Source organism: Alteromonas sp. HB246098, assembly GCF_054890645.1.
The window spans coordinates 66,639-86,134 of sequence record NZ_JBTZUG010000008.1; the positions used below are offsets into that span (position 1 = coordinate 66,639).

General features: G+C 41.0%; 17 protein-coding genes. 14 read left to right on the top strand and 3 right to left on the bottom strand.

Going from position 1 to position 19,496, the window contains the following annotated elements; all coding sequences use genetic code 11:
- Positions 1-5 precede the first annotated feature (5 nt).
- The 8 genes from ACYTPF_RS15940 (at position 6) to ACYTPF_RS15975 (ending at position 10,660) form a co-directional block, all read left to right on the top strand.
- Positions 6-1,328, top strand: a complete 1,323-nt coding sequence (locus tag ACYTPF_RS15940) for a DUF6005 family protein (RefSeq protein WP_461852901.1) — start codon at positions 6-8, stop codon at positions 1,326-1,328.
- Positions 1,325-2,170, top strand: a complete 846-nt coding sequence (locus ACYTPF_RS15945) for a sugar phosphate isomerase/epimerase family protein (RefSeq protein WP_461852902.1) — start codon at positions 1,325-1,327, stop codon at positions 2,168-2,170. Before ACYTPF_RS15940 ends, ACYTPF_RS15945 begins: the two co-directional genes overlap by 4 nt.
- A gap of 38 nt (positions 2,171-2,208) precedes the next feature.
- A complete protein-coding gene (locus ACYTPF_RS15950) occupies positions 2,209-2,544 on the top strand; it encodes a hypothetical protein (RefSeq protein WP_461852903.1) in 336 nt (111 codons plus the stop codon).
- A gap of 246 nt (positions 2,545-2,790) precedes the next feature.
- A complete protein-coding gene (locus ACYTPF_RS15955) occupies positions 2,791-4,347 on the top strand; it encodes a PepSY-associated TM helix domain-containing protein (protein ID WP_461852904.1) in 1,557 nt (518 codons plus the stop codon).
- Between the two features lie 18 nt (positions 4,348-4,365).
- Entirely contained in the window at positions 4,366-5,496 is a 1,131-nt protein-coding gene (locus tag ACYTPF_RS15960; RefSeq protein ID WP_461852905.1) for a heparan-alpha-glucosaminide N-acetyltransferase domain-containing protein, read from the top strand.
- 192 nt (positions 5,497-5,688) lie between these two features.
- On the top strand, positions 5,689-7,029 hold the full coding sequence (locus tag ACYTPF_RS15965; protein ID WP_461852906.1) for a DUF2254 domain-containing protein: 1,341 nt from the start codon (positions 5,689-5,691) through the stop codon (positions 7,027-7,029).
- Between the two features lie 1,802 nt (positions 7,030-8,831).
- A complete protein-coding gene (locus ACYTPF_RS15970; RefSeq protein ID WP_232091171.1) occupies positions 8,832-10,088 on the top strand; it encodes a tyrosine-type recombinase/integrase in 1,257 nt (418 codons plus the stop codon).
- A 221-nt stretch (positions 10,089-10,309) separates the two neighbouring features.
- The gene (locus ACYTPF_RS15975) at positions 10,310-10,660 is read left to right on the top strand and encodes a hypothetical protein (RefSeq protein WP_179983494.1); all 351 of its coding nucleotides are present in this window, start codon (positions 10,310-10,312) and stop codon (positions 10,658-10,660) included.
- Positions 10,661-10,695: 35 nt separating this feature from the next.
- Here the strand turns inward: ACYTPF_RS15975 and ACYTPF_RS15980 are convergent, their stop codons facing one another.
- On the bottom strand, positions 10,696-11,118 hold the full coding sequence (locus tag ACYTPF_RS15980; RefSeq protein WP_461852907.1) for a universal stress protein: 423 nt from the start codon (positions 11,116-11,118) through the stop codon (positions 10,696-10,698).
- A 183-nt stretch (positions 11,119-11,301) separates the two neighbouring features.
- Between ACYTPF_RS15980 and ACYTPF_RS15985 the strand changes: the two genes are divergently transcribed.
- On the top strand, positions 11,302-11,775 hold the full coding sequence (locus tag ACYTPF_RS15985; protein WP_461852908.1) for a c-type cytochrome: 474 nt from the start codon (positions 11,302-11,304) through the stop codon (positions 11,773-11,775).
- 222 nt (positions 11,776-11,997) lie between these two features.
- Here ACYTPF_RS15985 and ACYTPF_RS15990 read toward each other — a convergent pair whose 3' ends face one another.
- Positions 11,998-13,629, bottom strand: coding sequence for an FMN-binding glutamate synthase family protein (locus tag ACYTPF_RS15990; RefSeq protein ID WP_461852909.1), 1,632 nt, complete (start codon positions 13,627-13,629; stop codon positions 11,998-12,000).
- 331 nt (positions 13,630-13,960) lie between these two features.
- Between ACYTPF_RS15990 and ACYTPF_RS15995 the strand changes: the two genes are divergently transcribed.
- The 3 genes from ACYTPF_RS15995 to bfr (ACYTPF_RS16005) all read left to right on the top strand — a co-directional run bounded on the left by ACYTPF_RS15995 (position 13,961) and on the right by bfr (ACYTPF_RS16005) (position 16,610).
- Positions 13,961-15,532, top strand: coding sequence for a cation:proton antiporter domain-containing protein (locus tag ACYTPF_RS15995; protein WP_461852910.1), 1,572 nt, complete (start codon positions 13,961-13,963; stop codon positions 15,530-15,532).
- A 134-nt stretch (positions 15,533-15,666) separates the two neighbouring features.
- Entirely contained in the window at positions 15,667-16,143 is a 477-nt protein-coding gene (gene bfr, locus ACYTPF_RS16000) for a bacterioferritin (RefSeq protein WP_014949586.1), read from the top strand.
- The gene (gene bfr, locus ACYTPF_RS16005; protein ID WP_014979359.1) at positions 16,143-16,610 is read left to right on the top strand and encodes a bacterioferritin; all 468 of its coding nucleotides are present in this window, start codon (positions 16,143-16,145) and stop codon (positions 16,608-16,610) included. Before bfr (ACYTPF_RS16000) ends, bfr (ACYTPF_RS16005) begins: the two co-directional genes overlap by 1 nt.
- Before the next feature lie 125 nt (positions 16,611-16,735).
- Here the strand turns inward: bfr (ACYTPF_RS16005) and ACYTPF_RS16010 are convergent, their stop codons facing one another.
- The gene (locus ACYTPF_RS16010) at positions 16,736-17,212 is read right to left on the bottom strand and encodes a hypothetical protein (RefSeq protein WP_461852911.1); all 477 of its coding nucleotides are present in this window, start codon (positions 17,210-17,212) and stop codon (positions 16,736-16,738) included.
- A 229-nt stretch (positions 17,213-17,441) separates the two neighbouring features.
- Here ACYTPF_RS16010 and ccoN point away from each other — a divergent pair, with 229 nt between their 5' ends.
- Both ccoN and ccoO read left to right on the top strand, forming a co-directional pair.
- On the top strand, positions 17,442-18,875 hold the full coding sequence (gene ccoN / locus ACYTPF_RS16015) for a cytochrome-c oxidase, cbb3-type subunit I (protein WP_014949589.1): 1,434 nt from the start codon (positions 17,442-17,444) through the stop codon (positions 18,873-18,875).
- A gap of 15 nt (positions 18,876-18,890) precedes the next feature.
- Entirely contained in the window at positions 18,891-19,496 is a 606-nt protein-coding gene (gene ccoO / locus ACYTPF_RS16020) for a cytochrome-c oxidase, cbb3-type subunit II (RefSeq protein ID WP_118494702.1), read from the top strand.

A 19,496-nucleotide genomic window follows, 5' to 3' on the forward strand; every position in this document is an offset into this window, starting at 1 on the left:
ACGTTATGAATTTAGATTCTTTAATAAATACAATTAAGCATGTGCTTACGCACGACATGAAATCACAACACGCTGAAAAGTTTTCTCCTTCGGCACGCCTGAATGAAGATCTTTACATTGATTCAGTGGTGCTAATGCAGATGCTGATTCAACTAGAATTGTCTTACGACATTGAAGTGCCTGAAAGTGCAATATCTCAAGATGACGTTAAAACGGTAGAGAGTCTTGCGCGTTTTATTTTATCTCATCAAGGTGCAAATCAAGACGAAGATACTACCCAGGTTCAAGAAGTGCCCTTTGAAGATATAAAAGTTCACTGTTTTGTAAGTTGCTTGTGTGAAAGTATCAAAGCTTCTCCACAAGTCGACCACCGACCTTTTTACTTCGGAGTGTGGGATGCCGATGTTGTCGTAACGAAGGAATATACGCTTGCTTATCATGACGAGTCTGTCAGCCACGACTTCTTTATTCAGTGGTATAAACGTATTTATGGTGTAGAGGTTACGCCTTGGTATGACAACACGAAAACTAAGGCACAGAATATAGCCGAATTAGAAAGCTTACTCGACAATGCCACTGCTTCGCAAAACATCATGGTAATGCTAGACATGTACTTGCTACCAGAACGGGAGAACAAGTTTAACCAGAACCCATTTCCTCACTATGTGATGTTAAAGAAAACAGACAACCAGCAACGTTGGTTTATGTATGATCCAGACTTTAGGTGGGAAGGAGAGGTTGAACGCACGGATGTTATCAATGCCATCACATCACCACATGTTGCAGGTGGGTATCTATTCGACAGCAATGATATCGTGCCTTCGTCACTTGAAACTATTACCGAATACTTTAAAGCTACTTTTTTACCCGAGCATAACGTTCTTACAGATGCCATAAGGAAAATTGTCGTTGCCCATCGTGATAATCCTAACGGCAAGGGGGCTCAATTAGGCGAAGCCTTAAAGCAAATACCCGTTCTTGCCATTAGAAAGTATGCATATGAACACGGGTTCGCTTATTTCTGGCGTGACATTGGGTTTCCAGAAGTCACGTTTGAACTGTGGTGCGAAGAAATAGAAAAACTTGTATCGACGTATAAAGCAATACAATACCGTGCTATCAAACTTTCAAAGCTGGCGAAGGAAAGCAAAGAGACTGCACCGCTTTTCGAAGAAATTATTAGGTTACTCGATGAACAAGATAGTACTGAAAAACAAATAAAGTCAAAGCTTAACGATGTGTACTTTGAATGGTTGGCGTTTCACCAGCTTCATATTAAAGCACAGCCCGGTATAACGAGTGCTTGTGACCTGGAGGCTGCCCTATGAACCTTTCAGTATGCACCATATCGTTCAGACACCAGCTTATATCAATAGCTGAAATCGCAAAGTGGTCTGTGGCGAATAGCTTCCAAGGTATTGAACTGTGGGGAGCGCATGCGACCAATTTAGAAGATCAGCCTTTATACGGTAAAGAGTGGCTTTCAAGTTACTCATTGAGAGCCACAATGCTAAGTGACTACTTGCCTCTTTTTGAGGAGAGGGACACATTATATTCCAAAGTCCACCGACTCTGCCGCTTAGCTAAGCATTGGGGAGCCACTAAGATTCGTACGTTTGCCAGTAATGAAGCGAGTAGCGTTATACCCGACGACAAGAAGCATTTACTTTTTGAACGCCTGAAGCTCGTTTGTGATTGGCTGAGTGACTATAACCTTAACTTAGTGATAGAGACACATCCGAATACCTATGCCGACTCTGTCGCGTCTACTATCGAGCTTTTTGAGGAAGTTAACAAAGCGAATCTGCAACTAAACTACGACGTGTTACATGTGTGGGAGTCTGGCGCAGATGTTATTGCATCTTGCGAATTACTCGCTCCATACATTAACCATTTTCATTTCAAAAATATTAGTAGCAGTAAGCATTTAAGCGTGTTTGCACCCGATAATGTTTACGCTGCTGCAGGTTCACGAGAAGGCATGGTGCCCATTTTTGACGGTGCGGTAGATTATCAAGGGTTCATTGAATACCTGTATTCAAAGCCACAACTACGCAACATAGATTCGTCGTTAGAGTGGTTTGGCAACAACTGTAAAAACGTTCTTAGTCAAGACAGGTACAAACTTCAAAAAATGAGTCAAGCAGCCGTCACTGCTCTCGCCATTTAAACCCAATGGTAAAGATAAGCAAAAGGATTTGAATCTATATGTTTTTAATTACAAATATACTCGCATTACAAACATTATGGGGCGGGTGCGCAGCACTTTACTTTTCATCTACGCATCAAAGAACGGATGCCCCCACCATATCGAAGGTTTTAAGCAGAACTCTGTTCGTCGCCGCATTAATAGTGGCTGCTTTTCTTTTAAAAGAGCAATACAACATTTGGGCGGTTGTGTTTTCCATCATCACTATGATCATGATGAACTTTATTTTAATAACCCTTATCGGCGCACATGAAAATCGCTCATTAAGGGTTGTTGTGTATGGCACCGTAATCAACTTCGCCTTGTCTTTAATGGGAGGGGTTTATGTGGCGTAAAACACTGCTTTCATTCTTTATCGGGTTAGTGCTTAGCGTAAGCATTATTTTAAATATAAACCACTTTTTACCTGTTGATGTAGACAGCAAATTACTAGTGGGTTACATACTCGGCTTTTTACTTTGGGCTGGGTTGATCACCTATTTTTACTGTTTTGAAACCATCAAAAAGCCGTTCCTTCAATGCTTATGCGTTTTATTAGTTTCGCTTGTACTAAATGTACTTATTAAGATAGGAGTTGTCGCATGAAAGCCAGTGCAATTCGTTCTGCATTAGAAGGTCACGGATGGATAGGGCTCTTCATTTCAATTCCTCTGTTTATCGTGTTTTGGGCTGGTTCTCTTACTTTGTTCTATCCAGAATTAAAGGCCTGGTCGGTTTTACCCCATACAGAAGCCCGCTCAGAGTCAAACGCTTTATCGTTAAGTGAAATAGTAGATACGGCTCTCTCTGATTATGATGTGGACACGCAAGAAAGAATGTTCGTGGTACTGCCAACTGACACGCTGCCACTGTATGAGCTTTATCTTCCTGAGAAAAAAGATGGCACCGCTCATAGTGCGCTAACTTCGCTGTATGTAGACCCGATAAATGGAGAAACCGTAGCTTCTATTGACAGTTTCCACTTAGCTGATTTTCTTTATGGTTTACATATTGATTTAAATTTGCCATTAGGCGACCACATTGTTGGAATAATTACCTTATTTTTCACAGTTGTCATTTTTACCGGCCTAATTGTTCAGTTTAAAAAGCTAATAACACACTTTTTTTACTATAGAGGCTCAAAAGCTACACTGCGTAATCATCTTACAGATATGCACAATGTAGTAGGGGTGATGAGCTTACCTTATACGTTTATGTATGCGCTTACCGGCTTAATGTTTAATCTGGGCTTGATTTCGCAAATCGTCACGCTTTTATTTGTCTACGATGGCGATAGAACTGCGCTGATTAATGACTCAGGGTTCCCCAGAATAACAGAGTCGTACGCTGGCATCGAAAGAGAAATGCCAGACCTAGACGCACTGGTCGCATCGTGGGAAGAAGAGCAAAATGCAAAAGCTCACTCGCTACGGCTGACAAATTATGGTGACGAAAACGCGTTAATTCGCATCATAGGTCAACATGAAACAAACTTTTCCCAGCGAATAGATATGACTTACCGCGTACGTGAAAATGCATTTTCTGCAGAACTAAACCCCATTGAAAGAAATGCTTTTGCCGACGGAACCCGCTTTCTTTATGCGCTACATTTTGGTCACTTTGCAGGCCTTGATGTCAGAGTTGTTTTTTTCATTCTGGGCCTTGCCGTATGCGGTCTGATAATTGTTGGCAACATGCTGTGGCTTAATAAATTTCAAAATAATCGCAGTATCTCACAACGGTTTAAACGTAATATCTCCGCGCTTACTTTAGGAGGTTGTGCGGGCATTATTCCAGCTACCGCGACTGCATTCCTACTTGAGAGAACATTAGCTGCCAGTTTGGATAACAGGGCACTGATGGTTGAAGCTGCTTTCTTCTTAGTTTACGGCCTTTCGGTAGTCGCCGCATTTTTCTCGCAAAATGGGCTTAGAACAATAAGTGGCATGGTGCTACTGAGCGGGATCATTCTTGCATTTTTAACTGTGGTTGATGTGTTTGGCCACAGCCATAGCATAATGCAATATTTTAATACTAACTATAAAAGCCTTTTTTCTGTGTCTTTCATTTTTTTGAGTTGTTCCTGCCTGCTTCTTTGGTTAGGTATGAACTTATTAAAAAAGAGTGAACTGACAGGCAAAACCTTTACTGACCACTAATTATAAAAAGCGAAACGCATGAAACTATTCTATTTACCCCATAACTCAGCCACGCCCAGCGTTAATAGGCAACTGACTTTTGACGTAGCAAAAGGTGTGGCAGTGTTACTTATGATAATGATTCATGTACTCGATTTTTACGGTTTGGACGAGGTCAGGTTCAGCACAACTGGAATTGCAATCAAATTCGCTATAGGTTGGCCTGCAGCATCAATGTTTGTTTTTATTATGGGAGTTTTTGTAGGGTTCTCCACGTCGTCCACACCCCACGAGGAAATTAAACGCGCACTGTCGCTATTCGTACTTGGCTACCTACTCAACCTTGTTCGCGGAACAATACCCATGTGGCTATCGATTGAGTTAGGGCTTGTAACTTATCAGGATGTTGCACCTCACACGCCTTTAAGTGAACTGCTAATAGGGGATGTATTCCAGTTCGCTGGTATTTCTCTATTAATATGTTCCGCGTTGAAACATGCGACCAATAAAATCTACATTTGGTTAGGCGCGGCTACCGCTATTGCTTTTTTATCGCATAGTGTTTGGGATAAATACACGTCACTAACTATTTTTGATGAGTTGCTGAAACTATTTGTTGGGAACGAAGAAGTAGGGGCTATATTTCCTATTTTTCCATGGGCTGCTTATCCCATTGCAGGAATGGCATTCGGGCGCTTTTTGAAACGCAAAAATGATTGCGACGCTATAAACTTCACTTACTGTCTTAAGCTAGGCGTTGTTTGCACAATATTGGGCGCTGCGCTTACCTTAAGTAACCCTGACTATCACATCGTTACAAACCTTCGAAGTGGTCCGGGTGTAGTCTTGCTAATGACTGGCATTGTTATGCTATTTATCTTTGCAATTCATTTGTTTGTAGCTAGGTTCAAAGCAACCTATGTGGTTTCGCTATTTGCTTTTTGGGGTAAAAATGTTACCGCACTATATGTCTTACAATGGATATGTATAGGTTGGGGACTTATGCTAGTTGGACTACAGCAGCTATCGATGTTGAGCACCTTAGCAGCCATGCTTATTGTTTTATTCGCCTGTCACTACTTGGTATTACCTTGGTGCAACTATAAAAGCAGAACAAAAAGCGCCCCGCCTAAACCTCGCGCTTCAATTAAGGTCAAGGCACCAGTTTAGCGCCTGAACCGGAGATGTTTTCTACATGCTTTATCTAATGTACAGGTCTATATCGTTAGAAATAAACGCGCAATAGGCCTCCCTTTTAACGTATAGTTTTACGTACTGCTCTCATCTTATAAAAGTAAGATAAATCAGAAATCTAATAACTTTCGTACTTATTATTGAAAAGTTAACTAAAAAGAGAGCAACGTGGAAGCCCCAATAACTGTAGATAGACTCAGATTCCTTATTTATAGCCTAAAAGAAAAGCTTTGGGTGAAACCTCTCGGGTTTTGCCTTCTTTCTATTTTTGCAGTGTTTCTAGCCAAAGTGGCTGATGGCACTTCACTAGCTGAGCATATCCCTGAAATTAAACCTGAATCTGTAGAAACACTGCTTTCAATAATGGCATCTAGCATGATGGTTATTGCCACATTCTCAGCAGGGACTATGGTTAACGCCTATGCATCAGCAAGTCAATCATCTACGCCTCGTTCATTAAGCCTAATTATCTCTGACGATGTATCGCAAAATGCATTATCCGTCTTTATTGGTGCATTTATTTATAGTGCCGTAGCGCTTACTGCAATGACCCAGGCTTTTTTTAATGAAGCCGGACTTTTCATTTTATTTTGCCTAACCTGCTTAGCCTTTGTGATAGTTATTCTAACTTTTATTCGGTGGGTAGATAGTGTTGCTCGTTTAGGCCGTGTGGGACCTACGCTTTTAAAAGTGGAAGCCGCCACGGCGCGCGCGGTAAAAAATAGAATAGACAGCCCATGTTTAGGCGCAGTACCCCAAGAGCAAATAAAAGAGCAGGGGAGTTACGCTATTTTCACTGAGAAAGTAGGGTATATCCAGCTAATCGATATCGCAAGGCTTCAAGCCTTAGCAAAAAGCGAAGACTGCTTTATCAATGTCACCTTACTACCTGGTGAATTTGTTACTCCAGAGCGCCCGTTGGCGTATACAAACAAGGATATTAATAAAGATGAGATTGTTGGCGCTTTTACCATAGGCGAAGCACGATCGTTTGAAGCTGACCCCAGGTTTGGATTTATTGTTCTAGCTGAGATTGCATCGCGAGCATTGTCACCATCTGTTAACGACCATGGTACAGCGATAAATGCCATCAGTAGTATCACCAGACTAATGTTACTGTGGCACACACCCGTGCAAAGTGAGCATGGTGGTAAGAATAACAATGGCCATAATTCCCAGCAAGTTGGTAAAAACGAAAACAAGCAGAATCAGACTAAAAGCAACATCAAGTATGATCGGGTTTCTTTACCTAAAATAGGTGTGGATGATTTATTCGATGACGCTTATACAAGCATTGCTAGAGATGGTGCAGCTAATATAGAAGTGGCGATACGAATTCAAAAATCTCTTAACACTATAAAAGCGTGTTTCGATAACAGCGACATAGAGCTAGATAATGACTTTAAAAATGCAGCGCACAAATTAGCTAAACAGAGTTATGAGCGCGCAAAACTAGCACTAAACTATGCTGAAGATATAAAGCGAATTGAACAAACTTATAAAGACTGAGCTTAAACCAGTATTTAAGCTTATAACTGAAAGCTAACGCGGGATTCTTTAAATCTATTGTTTAGTATTACCTTTATTAAAACAACAAACTAGGTACCTGGAAAAGCACGGCAAAACAATCAATCTTTAATGAGATTGGTTTGACGCTTTTTAATTACGTCTTCATTTTATGTATTCAGCATTTCTAAATATGCAAACCCTGAGTAGAAAACAATTTAGCTTTTAAAAAACCTAAGTGTTTAATTATTCGTAGTTCTTAGGCTAATTCACTAAAAATTTTAACGTAACGCTACGTGAATGAAATTATATTTTGTAAGGTGTAGTGCACCAGATTTCACGTAGCGCACGATTTAATTTCACGACTCAATTCATCGTTCCAAATCAAAACATCTCAGTAGTTTAAAATTAAAAGTACTCGCGTAAGTGAGATGTTGACGCACGAGCTTAAAGCTAAGCACTGGACCAACACAACAGCCACGCATAAAAGTCTGTAAGTAATCACAGCCAACAAACCAATCGAATTAAGCGACATCAACGACCGAAATGTCCACACACACAATTACGCATAATGTATATTATGTTAAATAGAGTATGGAATTAGAAGTAATAAGAACGAACGACGCTTAACACTGTCCCAATGAACTAACCTTCTATGTGTAATTCATTTGTGTCGCATTTAAAAAGTATTATTACTAGGAATTTAATCCTTAATAACCATAGCGATATTCACATGTGTCAGCTCTATAACTGCGAACCTTTTATAAACTTTAAGAGACTGTGTATTTAATTTGCGTTCTTTTTTACCTTTATTATTTAGGGCTGTTTGAATCTATTCGTTTAAAAGAACTCTTTCTATATGATTAATATGCTTTATGCGTTTTGAGCTCTGTGGGTAAAAACTAACGCTGGTAATAGATGTCTATGGTTTTTAATTAACTAATAAATGCTGGGCCGCTGGAATGCTTTTCCAAATATTCGCGTTTTCATCGATATAGTTATTCAAGGATTAAGAAACTTATGAAGGTCGTTTCGAATAATATAATTAAACTAAGCAAAGCGTATCTATTTAGGAATAGCGCTAGTGTTAGGTGCTTGAAAGTTTTCAATTAGTGACTGGCGATGTTCGCGACTAAAAATAACGTTCGTAGAAGTTAGGCCCAATTAGCACTACGAATATAAAGCATTTAGTTTAGCTGCCACGTTAATTTTAAGCGCAAAGGCAAAAGTATGACTTATAAAAACTATCACCTATTCCTTTTCGAAAGATTGAAAAATCTGGCTCCCTAGATCAAACCAGTTGCTACTATCGTTTATTGCCAACACTTCAATAAGCATAATTTGCCCGGGTGAAATACAAACTAGGAATACAGATTTCCAAGCTATATATTCATGCATTTTGGCGCTCAATATTTAGGCGTCGCTACGTAAAATCTGAAGCAACATTAGGGGTATTGCCTTACAGATTTCACCTAGCGCACGATTGATAAATGGGGGTAAATTGAACAATATCGGCCTACAAACGCCGTTAAAGCTAATATAGCGACAGAGTTTTTTAGTTTTTGTGTTGCTTGCTTGTACATATTGCGGTTATAACTGTTCGTATATACAGTATTGTGGTAGAGTGTCACACAGTGATCGGCAAAGTTAGGGTTAAGCAAGTTATGCGTTTCGGTGAAATAGGCTCTTATATTCACGCATGATAATTACAGTTATCATGCGTGAATTATTTTAAATATCAGTACTTTACAGTATTTCTCACGTTCTAGCATAATACACACATATCGTGGCTATCGGGTTATTTAATGTCTTCAAAACCAAACAATTTGCACTTATCTGGGCGCAGAATGACTAAAGGCGTTACTAATAATTCTTCGATGAAAATTAAAAAGAGCACTGATAAAGCAAGTTATCCCTCAAACTCAACTGTAGTTGCTAATACTGCCGATAGTTATTTTACCAAGTCCGAACCTAAGGTACAGTTTTCAAGTAGTGCTACTGAGACTCAAGAAACATCATCCCTCCAGGTAACGTCTAATGACAAGAGTTTCGAAAATTACTACCAGCAATACTATCAGGACATTTTTACCAAACTTCCTTATAACACACAGCGTGCCTATATAAGTGACTATAACGAATTTGCAATTTTTTGCAGACAGCACGGCTTTGATGGTTTCAAAAACGATTTTGAACACAATGAAATCTGCATAAAAAATTATGTAGAAGAGTTGTGTCGTTCTCCCCTAGCCTATAGAACCATAAAGCGTCGCCTATCCGCACTTAGTAAATTTCTTGGCGTTGCCAAGTTACCTAATCCCATTATTAGGTCAGCGTACTTAAGAGACTTTATTCGACTGTCACTAATTGAAAATAGAAAGTATAGGCTCTCACATAAACAAGCGGTTCCTCTTACTATCGATATGGTCGAACAGATTAACAATGCAATAATTCCAGATTCATTGCTGGAACTACGCGACCTCGCTATTATTAATTTGATGTTCGATGCCTTGCTACGCGCCGATGAGCTAGTGAGAGTTTGTGTTGAGGATATATCTGCTCGAAATAACACACTGCTCGTTGTTTCATCTAAAAGCGATCAAACTGGCCAGGGCCAATATCGTTACGTTTCGTCTAGTACCATTTCTATGGTTCAAGAATATATCAACGAAGCAAATATAGACCCAAAGTCCAAAACTCAAAGACTACCTTCTGATTTACGCGGCTTGCACAAAGGCATTTTGTTCAGGCGACTTACGAATCATAAAACTGCACTTTTACCTTTCGACGAAAACATACCAAGCCATAAGGCTAACGTACTTAACTACTCGAGCGTATACAGAATTTGGCAACGCATTGCTCATCGTGCTGGTATTAGTGAAAACATTACACCACATAGTGGTCGTGTCGGAGGCGCGGTTTCTCTTGCAGAAGATGGGGCATCTCTACCTGAGCTTCAACTAGCTGGGGGCTGGCAATCACCTGAAATGCCCGGTCATTATACAAAACAAGCCAACGTAAAACGTGGTGGAATGGCAAAATTATCGGCGAAACGAAAAAGATAAATATCAGTAAAACAACAAGATACAACTACAAAATGTTACGCGTAACCAAATTTAGTATTTATATTCTCACTCACCTACTCTCTTTATCAACATACCAATCTGAATTGCCATAACGCGCGTATTTATAGTGCATGGTTAAATTGTTTTCTACAGTTTGTGGCACTAACTCAACAACTAGTTAGTTAAAAAATAGTAGAACGCACAAAATAAAGGAGTTATATATGAGTAGTGGTATTGATACTAAGCATGGAAAATTACTCGCGGAGTTGGTTGTCCCTTCTTCCTCATGGAAAGTCCAGCCAGAGAAACAAGACCCCTTTAAATCGCAAGAAGCTGCAATTGATTATTTAAAATCAAATAACGAGCCGTTATATCTTCATGTTCCCCTTGCGCAGTCTGACGATTTTGTTCGTATTTGTGTTACATCTCGCGGTGATGATGCCGTATTCACGATCAAAGACATCAATAAAGGCGGTGAGACGTCTGTGCATTATTCACATATAAAAAATCTAGAAAGTACCATTAGAAGTCTAGTCTTAGAATGTTGCGATCAAAAAATCAAAGCCCTTTAAACAGGGCTTTTTTATCTATCAATCGTAGTATTAAGTTATACTTTCACAGCTAGCACGTCGGTTTTAACGCCATGTAAAACCGCATTAGCTGTGGAGCCTAGTAGTAACCTTAGCCCGCTTTGGCCATGGGTTCCTACAACAATCAGGTCTGCACTAATTTTTTCCGCCATGTGATGAATTTCATCCGCTGGCGAACCAATCTCGACGTTTATATGGCTGTAAGGAATATCGTGTTTTGCGGCGACATCCTTTAACTGCCTTTTTGCCTGCTCCCTTACCTCTTCGGAAAAGTCTCTTTCTAAGAATAATCCATAAGGCTCAACATTAGTTTGTGGGTAAGCAACATATAACAAATGAATCTTATGGCTGTTACCGGCTATAGCAATCGCTTTTTCCACTACAAGTTCGTAATCAGAATATATATCAATGGGTACTAGTATGGTTTCATAGCTTTGCACTTTTACTCTCCTCAGCCTTGTTTTGTTAAGATTTTCGAGGCAACTGTTGTTTAGTACTTCACATAATAGAGCCTTACAAATATATATTCATTGCGCTAGGTCAATGTTTAGATTGCAAACTCGTTCATACTTAATTCTATACACATAGCTTTTTACAAACGTTAAACGTGTGAGGGGAACGATATGAAAACAACAATAATAGTTTTAGCAACACTTTTACTTTTTGCGTGCGACCAGGGACCGAAGTCGCCTCGCGGTTTTAGCTTACCGGAAGGTAACATGGAGCAAGGTTATCAGGTATTTAAGAAATATCAGTGCCAAGACTGCCATAGAATAGCTGGGGATAAAGAGCCGGAGGACGCTCAGTATTTAGTGGCAAAGCCCATTCCACTAGGTGGAAGTAGCGGTCGAATTAAGACATATGCAGAGTTAGTAACGAGTATTATTAACCCTTCACACAAGCTTACGCCTCGTCAGCCTGCCAGCTTTACGAGTGAAGATGGAGTTTCATTAATGCGGGTAGTCAATGACGAATTGACGGTTGCTGAACTTATTGATTTAGTTGCATACCTTCAGCCTAAATATAAAGTAGCGCCTTATAGAACCAGTGACTATCGCTTGTATCAATTGCGTATACCCGAAAAGTCCAATGAGTAGCGGCACCATATCTAGTTGCTAATAACCACTAAGCCAAGCCTTCGAATTTCTATTTAATTGAAAAGCTGGCTTAGTGGTGTTTTGTATTGCGCGTTTTGTCTTGCCCGTTATAGGTTGCGCTGTCATTTTGGTTAACTAACAAGGTTACCGGCTTAGCAAAACAATTCCGTGCACAGTACTCTTATCCTGCAAACCGGGCATGTGCTTACTCATAAGCAAACACTATGATACGTCCTTCGTTTCTTTTTCTATTTCAGCTAACAAACTACAGGGCATAAAACTTTGGGCGTTTGCTTCTTTTAAATGAAGTTTAAACCTGTCGGGTACATCGTCAGTTAGAAAGCTGCCCGTTTTAACCAGTGGGAAAATTTCGTCATAACGGGCAACATTGCATTGATCAACCCGTCTAAAAATATGGGTACGATTCAGTTCACTGGTTTTAACATGGCCGGTTGACGACAAGATATCCATCAATGCATGAATAGTCTTTTTATGAAAGCGGTACACACGTTCATACTTATCTTCAACGTTTAAACCTTTTGCTAACTTAGGGTCTTGAGTCGCAACACCGGTCGGGCATTTATTTGTATTGCAGGATAAAGACTGTACACAACCAAGTGCCAGCATCATCCCCCTGGCGCTGTTACAAATATCCGCTCCCAAGCTCAGATTTTTGGCTAACTGAAAGGCGGTAATAATCTTGCCCGATGCTATTACTTTAATTTTGTCACGCAGTCCAAAACCTGTAAGGCAGTCATCCACAAAAGCGAGTGCTTCACGTAGCGGAAAGCCAATAGAATTAGTATATTCAAGTGGCGCAGCTCCTGTACCGCCTTCGCCGCCATCAACCGTAATAAAGTCCGGTGTAACACCTTTTTCTACCATCGCTTTGCACATAGCAATAAATTCGCTTTTTCTGCCAAGGGCGAGTTTAATTCCCACCGGTTTATAACCACTTAACTCTCTAAGCTGGCTAATGAAATCAACCATTTCTAACGGCGTCGAAAAAGCTTTGTGTCTAGGTGGAGAATCGACTTGGGTACCAGGCTCAACGCCTCTTATTTCAGCTATTTCTGGGGTGTTTTTATATGCAGGAAGAATACCGCCGTGCCCGGGCTTAGCCCCTTGACTCAGCTTTATTTCTATCATTTTAACATTTTCGAGATTGGCTTTTTCTTCGAACAAATCAGGGTCGAAACCGCCATCCTTGGTTCGACAACCAAAGTAGCCCGTACCGATTTGCCACACAATATCGCCGCCGTTTTCAAGGTGATACGGGGTCAACCCGCCCTCGCCTGTGTTGTGGTAAAACTTACCCTTCGCTGCACCTTTATTAAGCGCTAAAATAGCATTTCTCGATAAACTACCAAAACTCATGGCACTGATATTAAGCACACTAGCGCGATACGGTTTTTTACAATGGGGACCTCCTACCAAAACGCGAGGGTCCTCATCCATATCCTCTACTTCTCTGGCGGATAGAGAGTGTCCAATCCATTCATAACCATCTTTATAAGTATCTAGTTGGGTGCCGAAAGGTACCGTTTCTCTACTATTTTTTGCTCGTTGATAGACAATAGAGCGAAACATGCGGGAAATAGGCGTACCGCCGGTGTCTGTTTCTATAATGTATTGCTGGATGTAGGGTCTTAAACCTTCTACCGTCCAGCGCACTCTGCCTATTAGTGGGAAGTTTTTCAAGATGGCGTGTTTAGTTTGGAAGGCGTCGTAAAGACCAAAAATCAATAGCGTGACAGATAAAAGCAAAAACCACCACACCGGTGCCCAGAGTAAGCCAATTACTAAATTAAAGGCGACCAGCAAGATGAGTATGGTTAAAATAGTTAAGCGCATTAAGAGTCCTTCTTTAATTCGGCCATATTTAAACTAGATAATATGCCTATAACCCTGTTCAATACACCTCAAACCTAAAACTAGATTCACTTTAAAGCTAAATGATTGATTTAAAGTTTTAATTTATACAACCAGCTCTAAAAAAACACAGGTTACGCGTTACCTTTTTATTGCTATCCGTTACTTTTTTAGCTGCGAAAACAAGTCATTACATGCTAGTCTACAAGCATTAAATTAGTGTGTTTACCTACTATCTGTAAATAGTGGGTTATAGATAATGTGACCTGTTAAGGGTAACGGATTTTACGTTCAACATTTTGAAAGGTAATTCATGGAGTATGCATTTCTTCTTTTCGCATTTATATGTGGCTTATCAGTAAAACTAATTGGCATTCCTCCTCTTGTCGGCTATTTGGTTGCAGGTTTTTTATTAAACTTTGCAGGTTACACACTCACTGAAGGTTTAACACAAATAGCCAATTTGGGTATTACCATTATGCTATTCACCATCGGCTTGAAACTCAACATCCGTGATTTAAGTCGTCGGGAAGTTTGGGCGGGAAGTGTTTCACATACCTTAATATGGGTGGGCGTTATTACCTGTTGTGTTTATGCAATAGGTGCGGTTGCCGCCAATTTCGTTGACGGGCTTACATGGAAAAGCGCTGCGCTTATCGCTTTTGCACTCAGCTTCAGTAGTACCGTGTGTGTAGTTAAAGTGTTAGAAGAAAGTGGCGAAAGTAAAACACGCCACGGCCGCCTTGCCATAGGCATTTTAGTTATGCAGGATGTTTTTGCTGTTATCTTTCTTGTTGCAGCAACCGGAAAGCTCCCTTCAGTGTGGGCGCTTGCCTTGTTAGCCTTATTCCCAGCAATGCCAATCATCAATAAAATGATTAATAAATCTGGGCACGGTGAATTGCTCCCACTCACTGGCTTTATCCTCGCTCTAGGTGGCTATCATTTGTTTGAACTGGTTAATATTAAGGGTGATTTAGGGGCGCTCATCTTTGGAATCATGTTGGCGCAACATGAAAAGGCTTCGGAGCTAGCGAAATCACTACTCAGTTTTAAAGACCTATTTTTAATCGGCTTCTTCCTTACTATCGGCCTAACCGCCCTTCCTGATCTCAGCATGATCGTGCTCGCTATTGTGTTCTGCTTATTTATACCGTTAAAAGCTGCACTGTTTTTTGGCTTATTTACTTCTCTTCGCCTTCGGGGGCGAACTGCGTATTTAAGCAGTTTAGTGCTTTCAAACTACAGCGAGTTTGGGCTTATTGTCGGTGCACTGGCAGTTTCCCTAGGGCTGTTAGAAAACACCTGGCTAGTGGTTATTGCTTTGGCCGTTTCCATCTCATTTGTGATTACCAGCGTGCTTTATCGTAATTCACATTCTCGATATCACAAGCATAAGCACACCATTAAGCGTTTCGAGAAAGAAGAACGTTTAAAAGAAGATATTTATCCGACACTTCATAATGCAGAATTCTTAGTGTTAGGCATGGGACGTGTTGGACGCGGTGCTTTTAATGCACTATCCAAATTAACCGGTGTTAACGTGTGGGGAATGGATGCCGATCGCGTAAAAGTAAAAGAAATGGCAGATGAAGGCTTTAATGTAATTTGTGGCGACGGTGAAGACGTAGATTTATGGGATAATCTAGATATCAAGCAAGTAGAGCTTGTCCTTCTTGCTTTACCTTCTATTCAAGATTCAATCAACATTACGCGACAACTCAAAAACGCAGGTTACACTGGCAAAGTTGCTGCAATTGCGCGCTATGAAGATGAAGTATCTCATCTTTTAGAGAACGGCGTTGATAAAGTGTTTAACTTCTTTACTGAAGCAGGGCTAGGTTTCGCAGAAGAAAGTCTTGCTTACGCCCACGCGCAACGGTAATGCTGTTCTAAATGCGAACAATGGATGAATTGAGAAACGTTATCGTTTGTAAACACCTGTTTTAAAAAGACTTTTTTGACAACCTCACTCATCTAGACTAAACTTCACGCAAATACGTTGATAGGGTTTACACAATGCAAGGTGATAAACAAGTTGTTGCGAAATTGAACGAAGTACTGACAAGTGAACTTACTTCGATAAATCAATACTTTCTGCACGCTCGTATGTTCAAAAACTGGGGTTTTTCTGAACTTAACGAAAAGAATTATAAGAAGTCTATCAAAGACATGAAACAAGCGGACGATCTCATCGAGCGCATTTTATTTCTTGAAGGCCTTCCTAACCTCCAAGCATTAGGCAAGCTATATATCGGTGAAGATACCGTTGAAATGCTGTCATGTGATGCGCGTTTTCAAAAAGAGCAGCTTCCACTACTTCGCGAAGCCATCGCGTTGTGCGAAGAGAAACAAGATTACGTTTCTCGTGATCTTCTTGAAGACCTTCTTGAATACGAAGAAGAGCACCTGGACTGGATTGAAACGCAAGAATACCAAATTGATGCAATGGGTATTGAAAATTACCTACAAGCGCAAGTAATGGGAGATGACTAATGAAAGGTAACCAGGCAATTATTAATGGCTTAAATGAACTACTCTCTTACGAGCTAGCCGCCATGGATCAGTATTTCATTCACTCTCAGATGTATCTAGATTGGGGTTTGAATAAACTTTATGAACGCATTGATCATGAATTTGACGATGAACGCGGTCACGCCACTAAGCTAATTGAACGCATGCTGTTTTTAGAAGGTACGCCTGATATGACAAAGCGTACAGGCTTTAAAGTAGGTAAAGACGTACCTGAAATGCTTGAGAGCGATTTGCGTGTAGAATATGAAGTTGACGCAAAGCTGCGCGAAGTTATCGCACTTTGCGAAACTGAGAAAGACTATGTTACCCGGGACATGCTTATTGTTTTATTAGACGATACAGAGATGGACCATGCACACTGGCTAGAACAGCAGCTGGGTCTTATCAAGCGTCTAGGGCTTCAAAACTATTTGCAGTCGCAAATGTAAAAAATAGCGTTCACGCTACAATTTACAGGTAATTAATAAAAGGCCGCTCTTAAATAAAGAGCGGCCTTTTTTGCGTGTTTACTCCCCTTTCTTTAGGGAGAGTCTTATTGCTTTTAATACAGTTACTACTGTGTAACAAAATACAAATAGCTGGGGCTTTCTTTATCTTTAATATTTAGACGTAGCTGCCATTTCATCACTGGCTCACTACAACTGCCTAACATAAACCAACCCGACCACTTTCCTTGACCGTCGTTATCTAACAGCACGGGAATTTTGCCCATATACATGTTTACGCCTTCAATCCACGCGCTTTCTATTACCTCGCCCTCGGGAACTAAAAGCTTAACCGTTACCGACTCTTCGGCTTCAGGCATGGTAGAAAATGTGGCAATTGCCAACTTGTCATCAATTAAGAATTCGCAAGTTTCATTGACAAAGTTGCAGCTGTTTCCTATTCCATTAACTACGCTCGTGTCTTTTAACACTGAAGACTGGAATTTATGTGCAAGGTATACACACACAGCTACGATAATAATAGCCACTAGCGGCAGCTGCGAATGTAAAATTTTTGATCGTTTATTGTTATCGTTATTTAGCATTTCTTAAATTTTGTGTATTTCTTCATTGATGGAGATCAAGCTTACGTAGTTTATGGTATCTTTTTGTAATTAAAAACCTTATCATCCGCGTACCAACTGGCTTGGAGACAATAATTATTACTCTTTCCGAGCTCGGTGTGAAGCGTTATTCCTTAGCTGATACACGTCTCGACCGTACTATTCCGGCAGTTGGAGACCATAGTTCATTTGAAGTGGAAGATTCATTAAAATGAGTGAAATAAGCCAAGCACAACCTGACTACAATTATAAAGTAGTTAGGCAATTTACCATCATGACCATAGTCTGGGGTATCATTGGTATGGGCCTAGGGGTATTTATTGCCGCGCAATTATTTGCACCTATGCTTAACTTTGACACACCATGGCTAACATTCTCACGTTTGCGTCCGTTGCACACTAATGCCGTTATTTTTGCCTTCGGCGGCTGTGCGCTATTTGCAACGTCGTACTACATCGTTCAGCGTACCTGCCAGGTAAGACTGTTCAGTGACAAACTTGCCGCATTTACCTTTTGGGGTTGGCAAGCCGTAATCGTTTTAGCAGTTATCACCCTGCCTATGGGTTTAACTAGCTCGAAAGAATACGCTGAACTAGAATGGCCAATTGATATCCTTTTGGCACTGGTTTGGGTCGCTTATATCATCAACTTCTTCGGAACCCTAGTAATCCGTAAAGTTTCGCACATCTATGTTGCAAACTGGTTCTTAGGCGCGTTCATGTTAACTGTTGCAATTCTTCATATTGGCAACAGCATGGCTATTCCGGTATCTTTCACTAAATCGTATTCACTGTATGCGGGCGCAGTAGACGCCATGATGCAGTGGTGGTACGGCCATAACGCGGTAGGCTTTTTCCTAACTGCGGGCTTCCTTGGTATGATGTACTACTTCGTACCTAAGCAAGCTGGTCGCCCGGTTTATTCATACAGACTTTCAATTGTTCACTTCTGGGCACTGATCTCTCTGTATATCTGGGCTGGTCCTCACCACCTTCACTACACTGCCCTACCCGACTGGACTCAGTCACTAGGTATGGTGATGTCTATTATCCTATTCGTTCCATCTTGGGGTGGTATGATTAACGGTATTATGACGCTATCTGGCGCGTGGCATAAACTTCGCACCGACCCAGTATTGCGTTTCCTTATTGTTTCGTTGTCTTTCTACGGTATGTCTACCTTCGAAGGCCCAATGATGGCAATTAAGACCGTTAACGCACTATCACACTACACTGACTGGACAATTGGTCACGTACACTCTGGTGCACTAGGTTGGGTTGCAATGGTTTCAATTGGTTCAATTTACCACTTAATTCCAGTGCTATTCGGTCAGCGCGCTATGTATAGCACCAAGCTAGTTAACGTACACTTCTGGTTCGCAACTATCGGTGTTGTTTTATACATCGTAGCAATGTGGATGTCTGGTGTGCTACAGGGTCTAATGTGGCGCGCAGTAAATGCTGACGGTACGTTAACCTACAGTTTTGTTGAGTCATTGGAAGCGTCTAAGCCTTTCTATGTGGTTCGTTTCATTGGTGGTTGTTTCGTGGTAGCAGGTATGCTTGTTATGGCATACAACACATGGAAAACCGTTCGTGCACCTAAAGGCAGTATCGCTGCAGACCCAGCGACTCAGCCAGCGTAGTAAAGGAGACGAATAATGAAAAACGCACATGAGTTAATTGAAAAGAACGTCGGTCTGTTAACGGTATTAATCCTTATCGCTATCAGCTTCGGTGCCATGGTTCAAATTACGCCGTTGATGTTTCAACAGCAAGTAATGGAACCAGTAACAGGCCTACGTCCATATACAGCGCTCGAGCTAGAAGGTCGTGATATTTACATCCGTGAAGGTTGTGTAGGTTGTCACAGCCAGATGATTCGCCCATTCCGCGCAGAAACAGAGCGTTATGGTCACTACAGCGTAGCAGGTGAGTCAGTATGGGAGCACCCTTTCCTATGGGGCTCTAAGCGTACTGGTCCTGACCTAGCACGTGTTGGTGGTCGTTACAGCGATGAATGGCACCGAGTTCACCTGCTTAATCCTCGTAACGTAGTACCAGAGTCGAATATGCCAGGTTTCCCTTGGCTTGCGGAAAACACGCTTGATGGCGAGTTAACAGCTGAAAAAATGGAAGTATTCCGTGGATTTGGTGTTCCGTATACCGACGAAGATATTGCGGGTGCGAAAGCGGCAGTACAGGGTAAAACGGAAATGCAAGCCCTTATTGCTTATCTACAGTCTCTTGGCACACATTTGAAATAA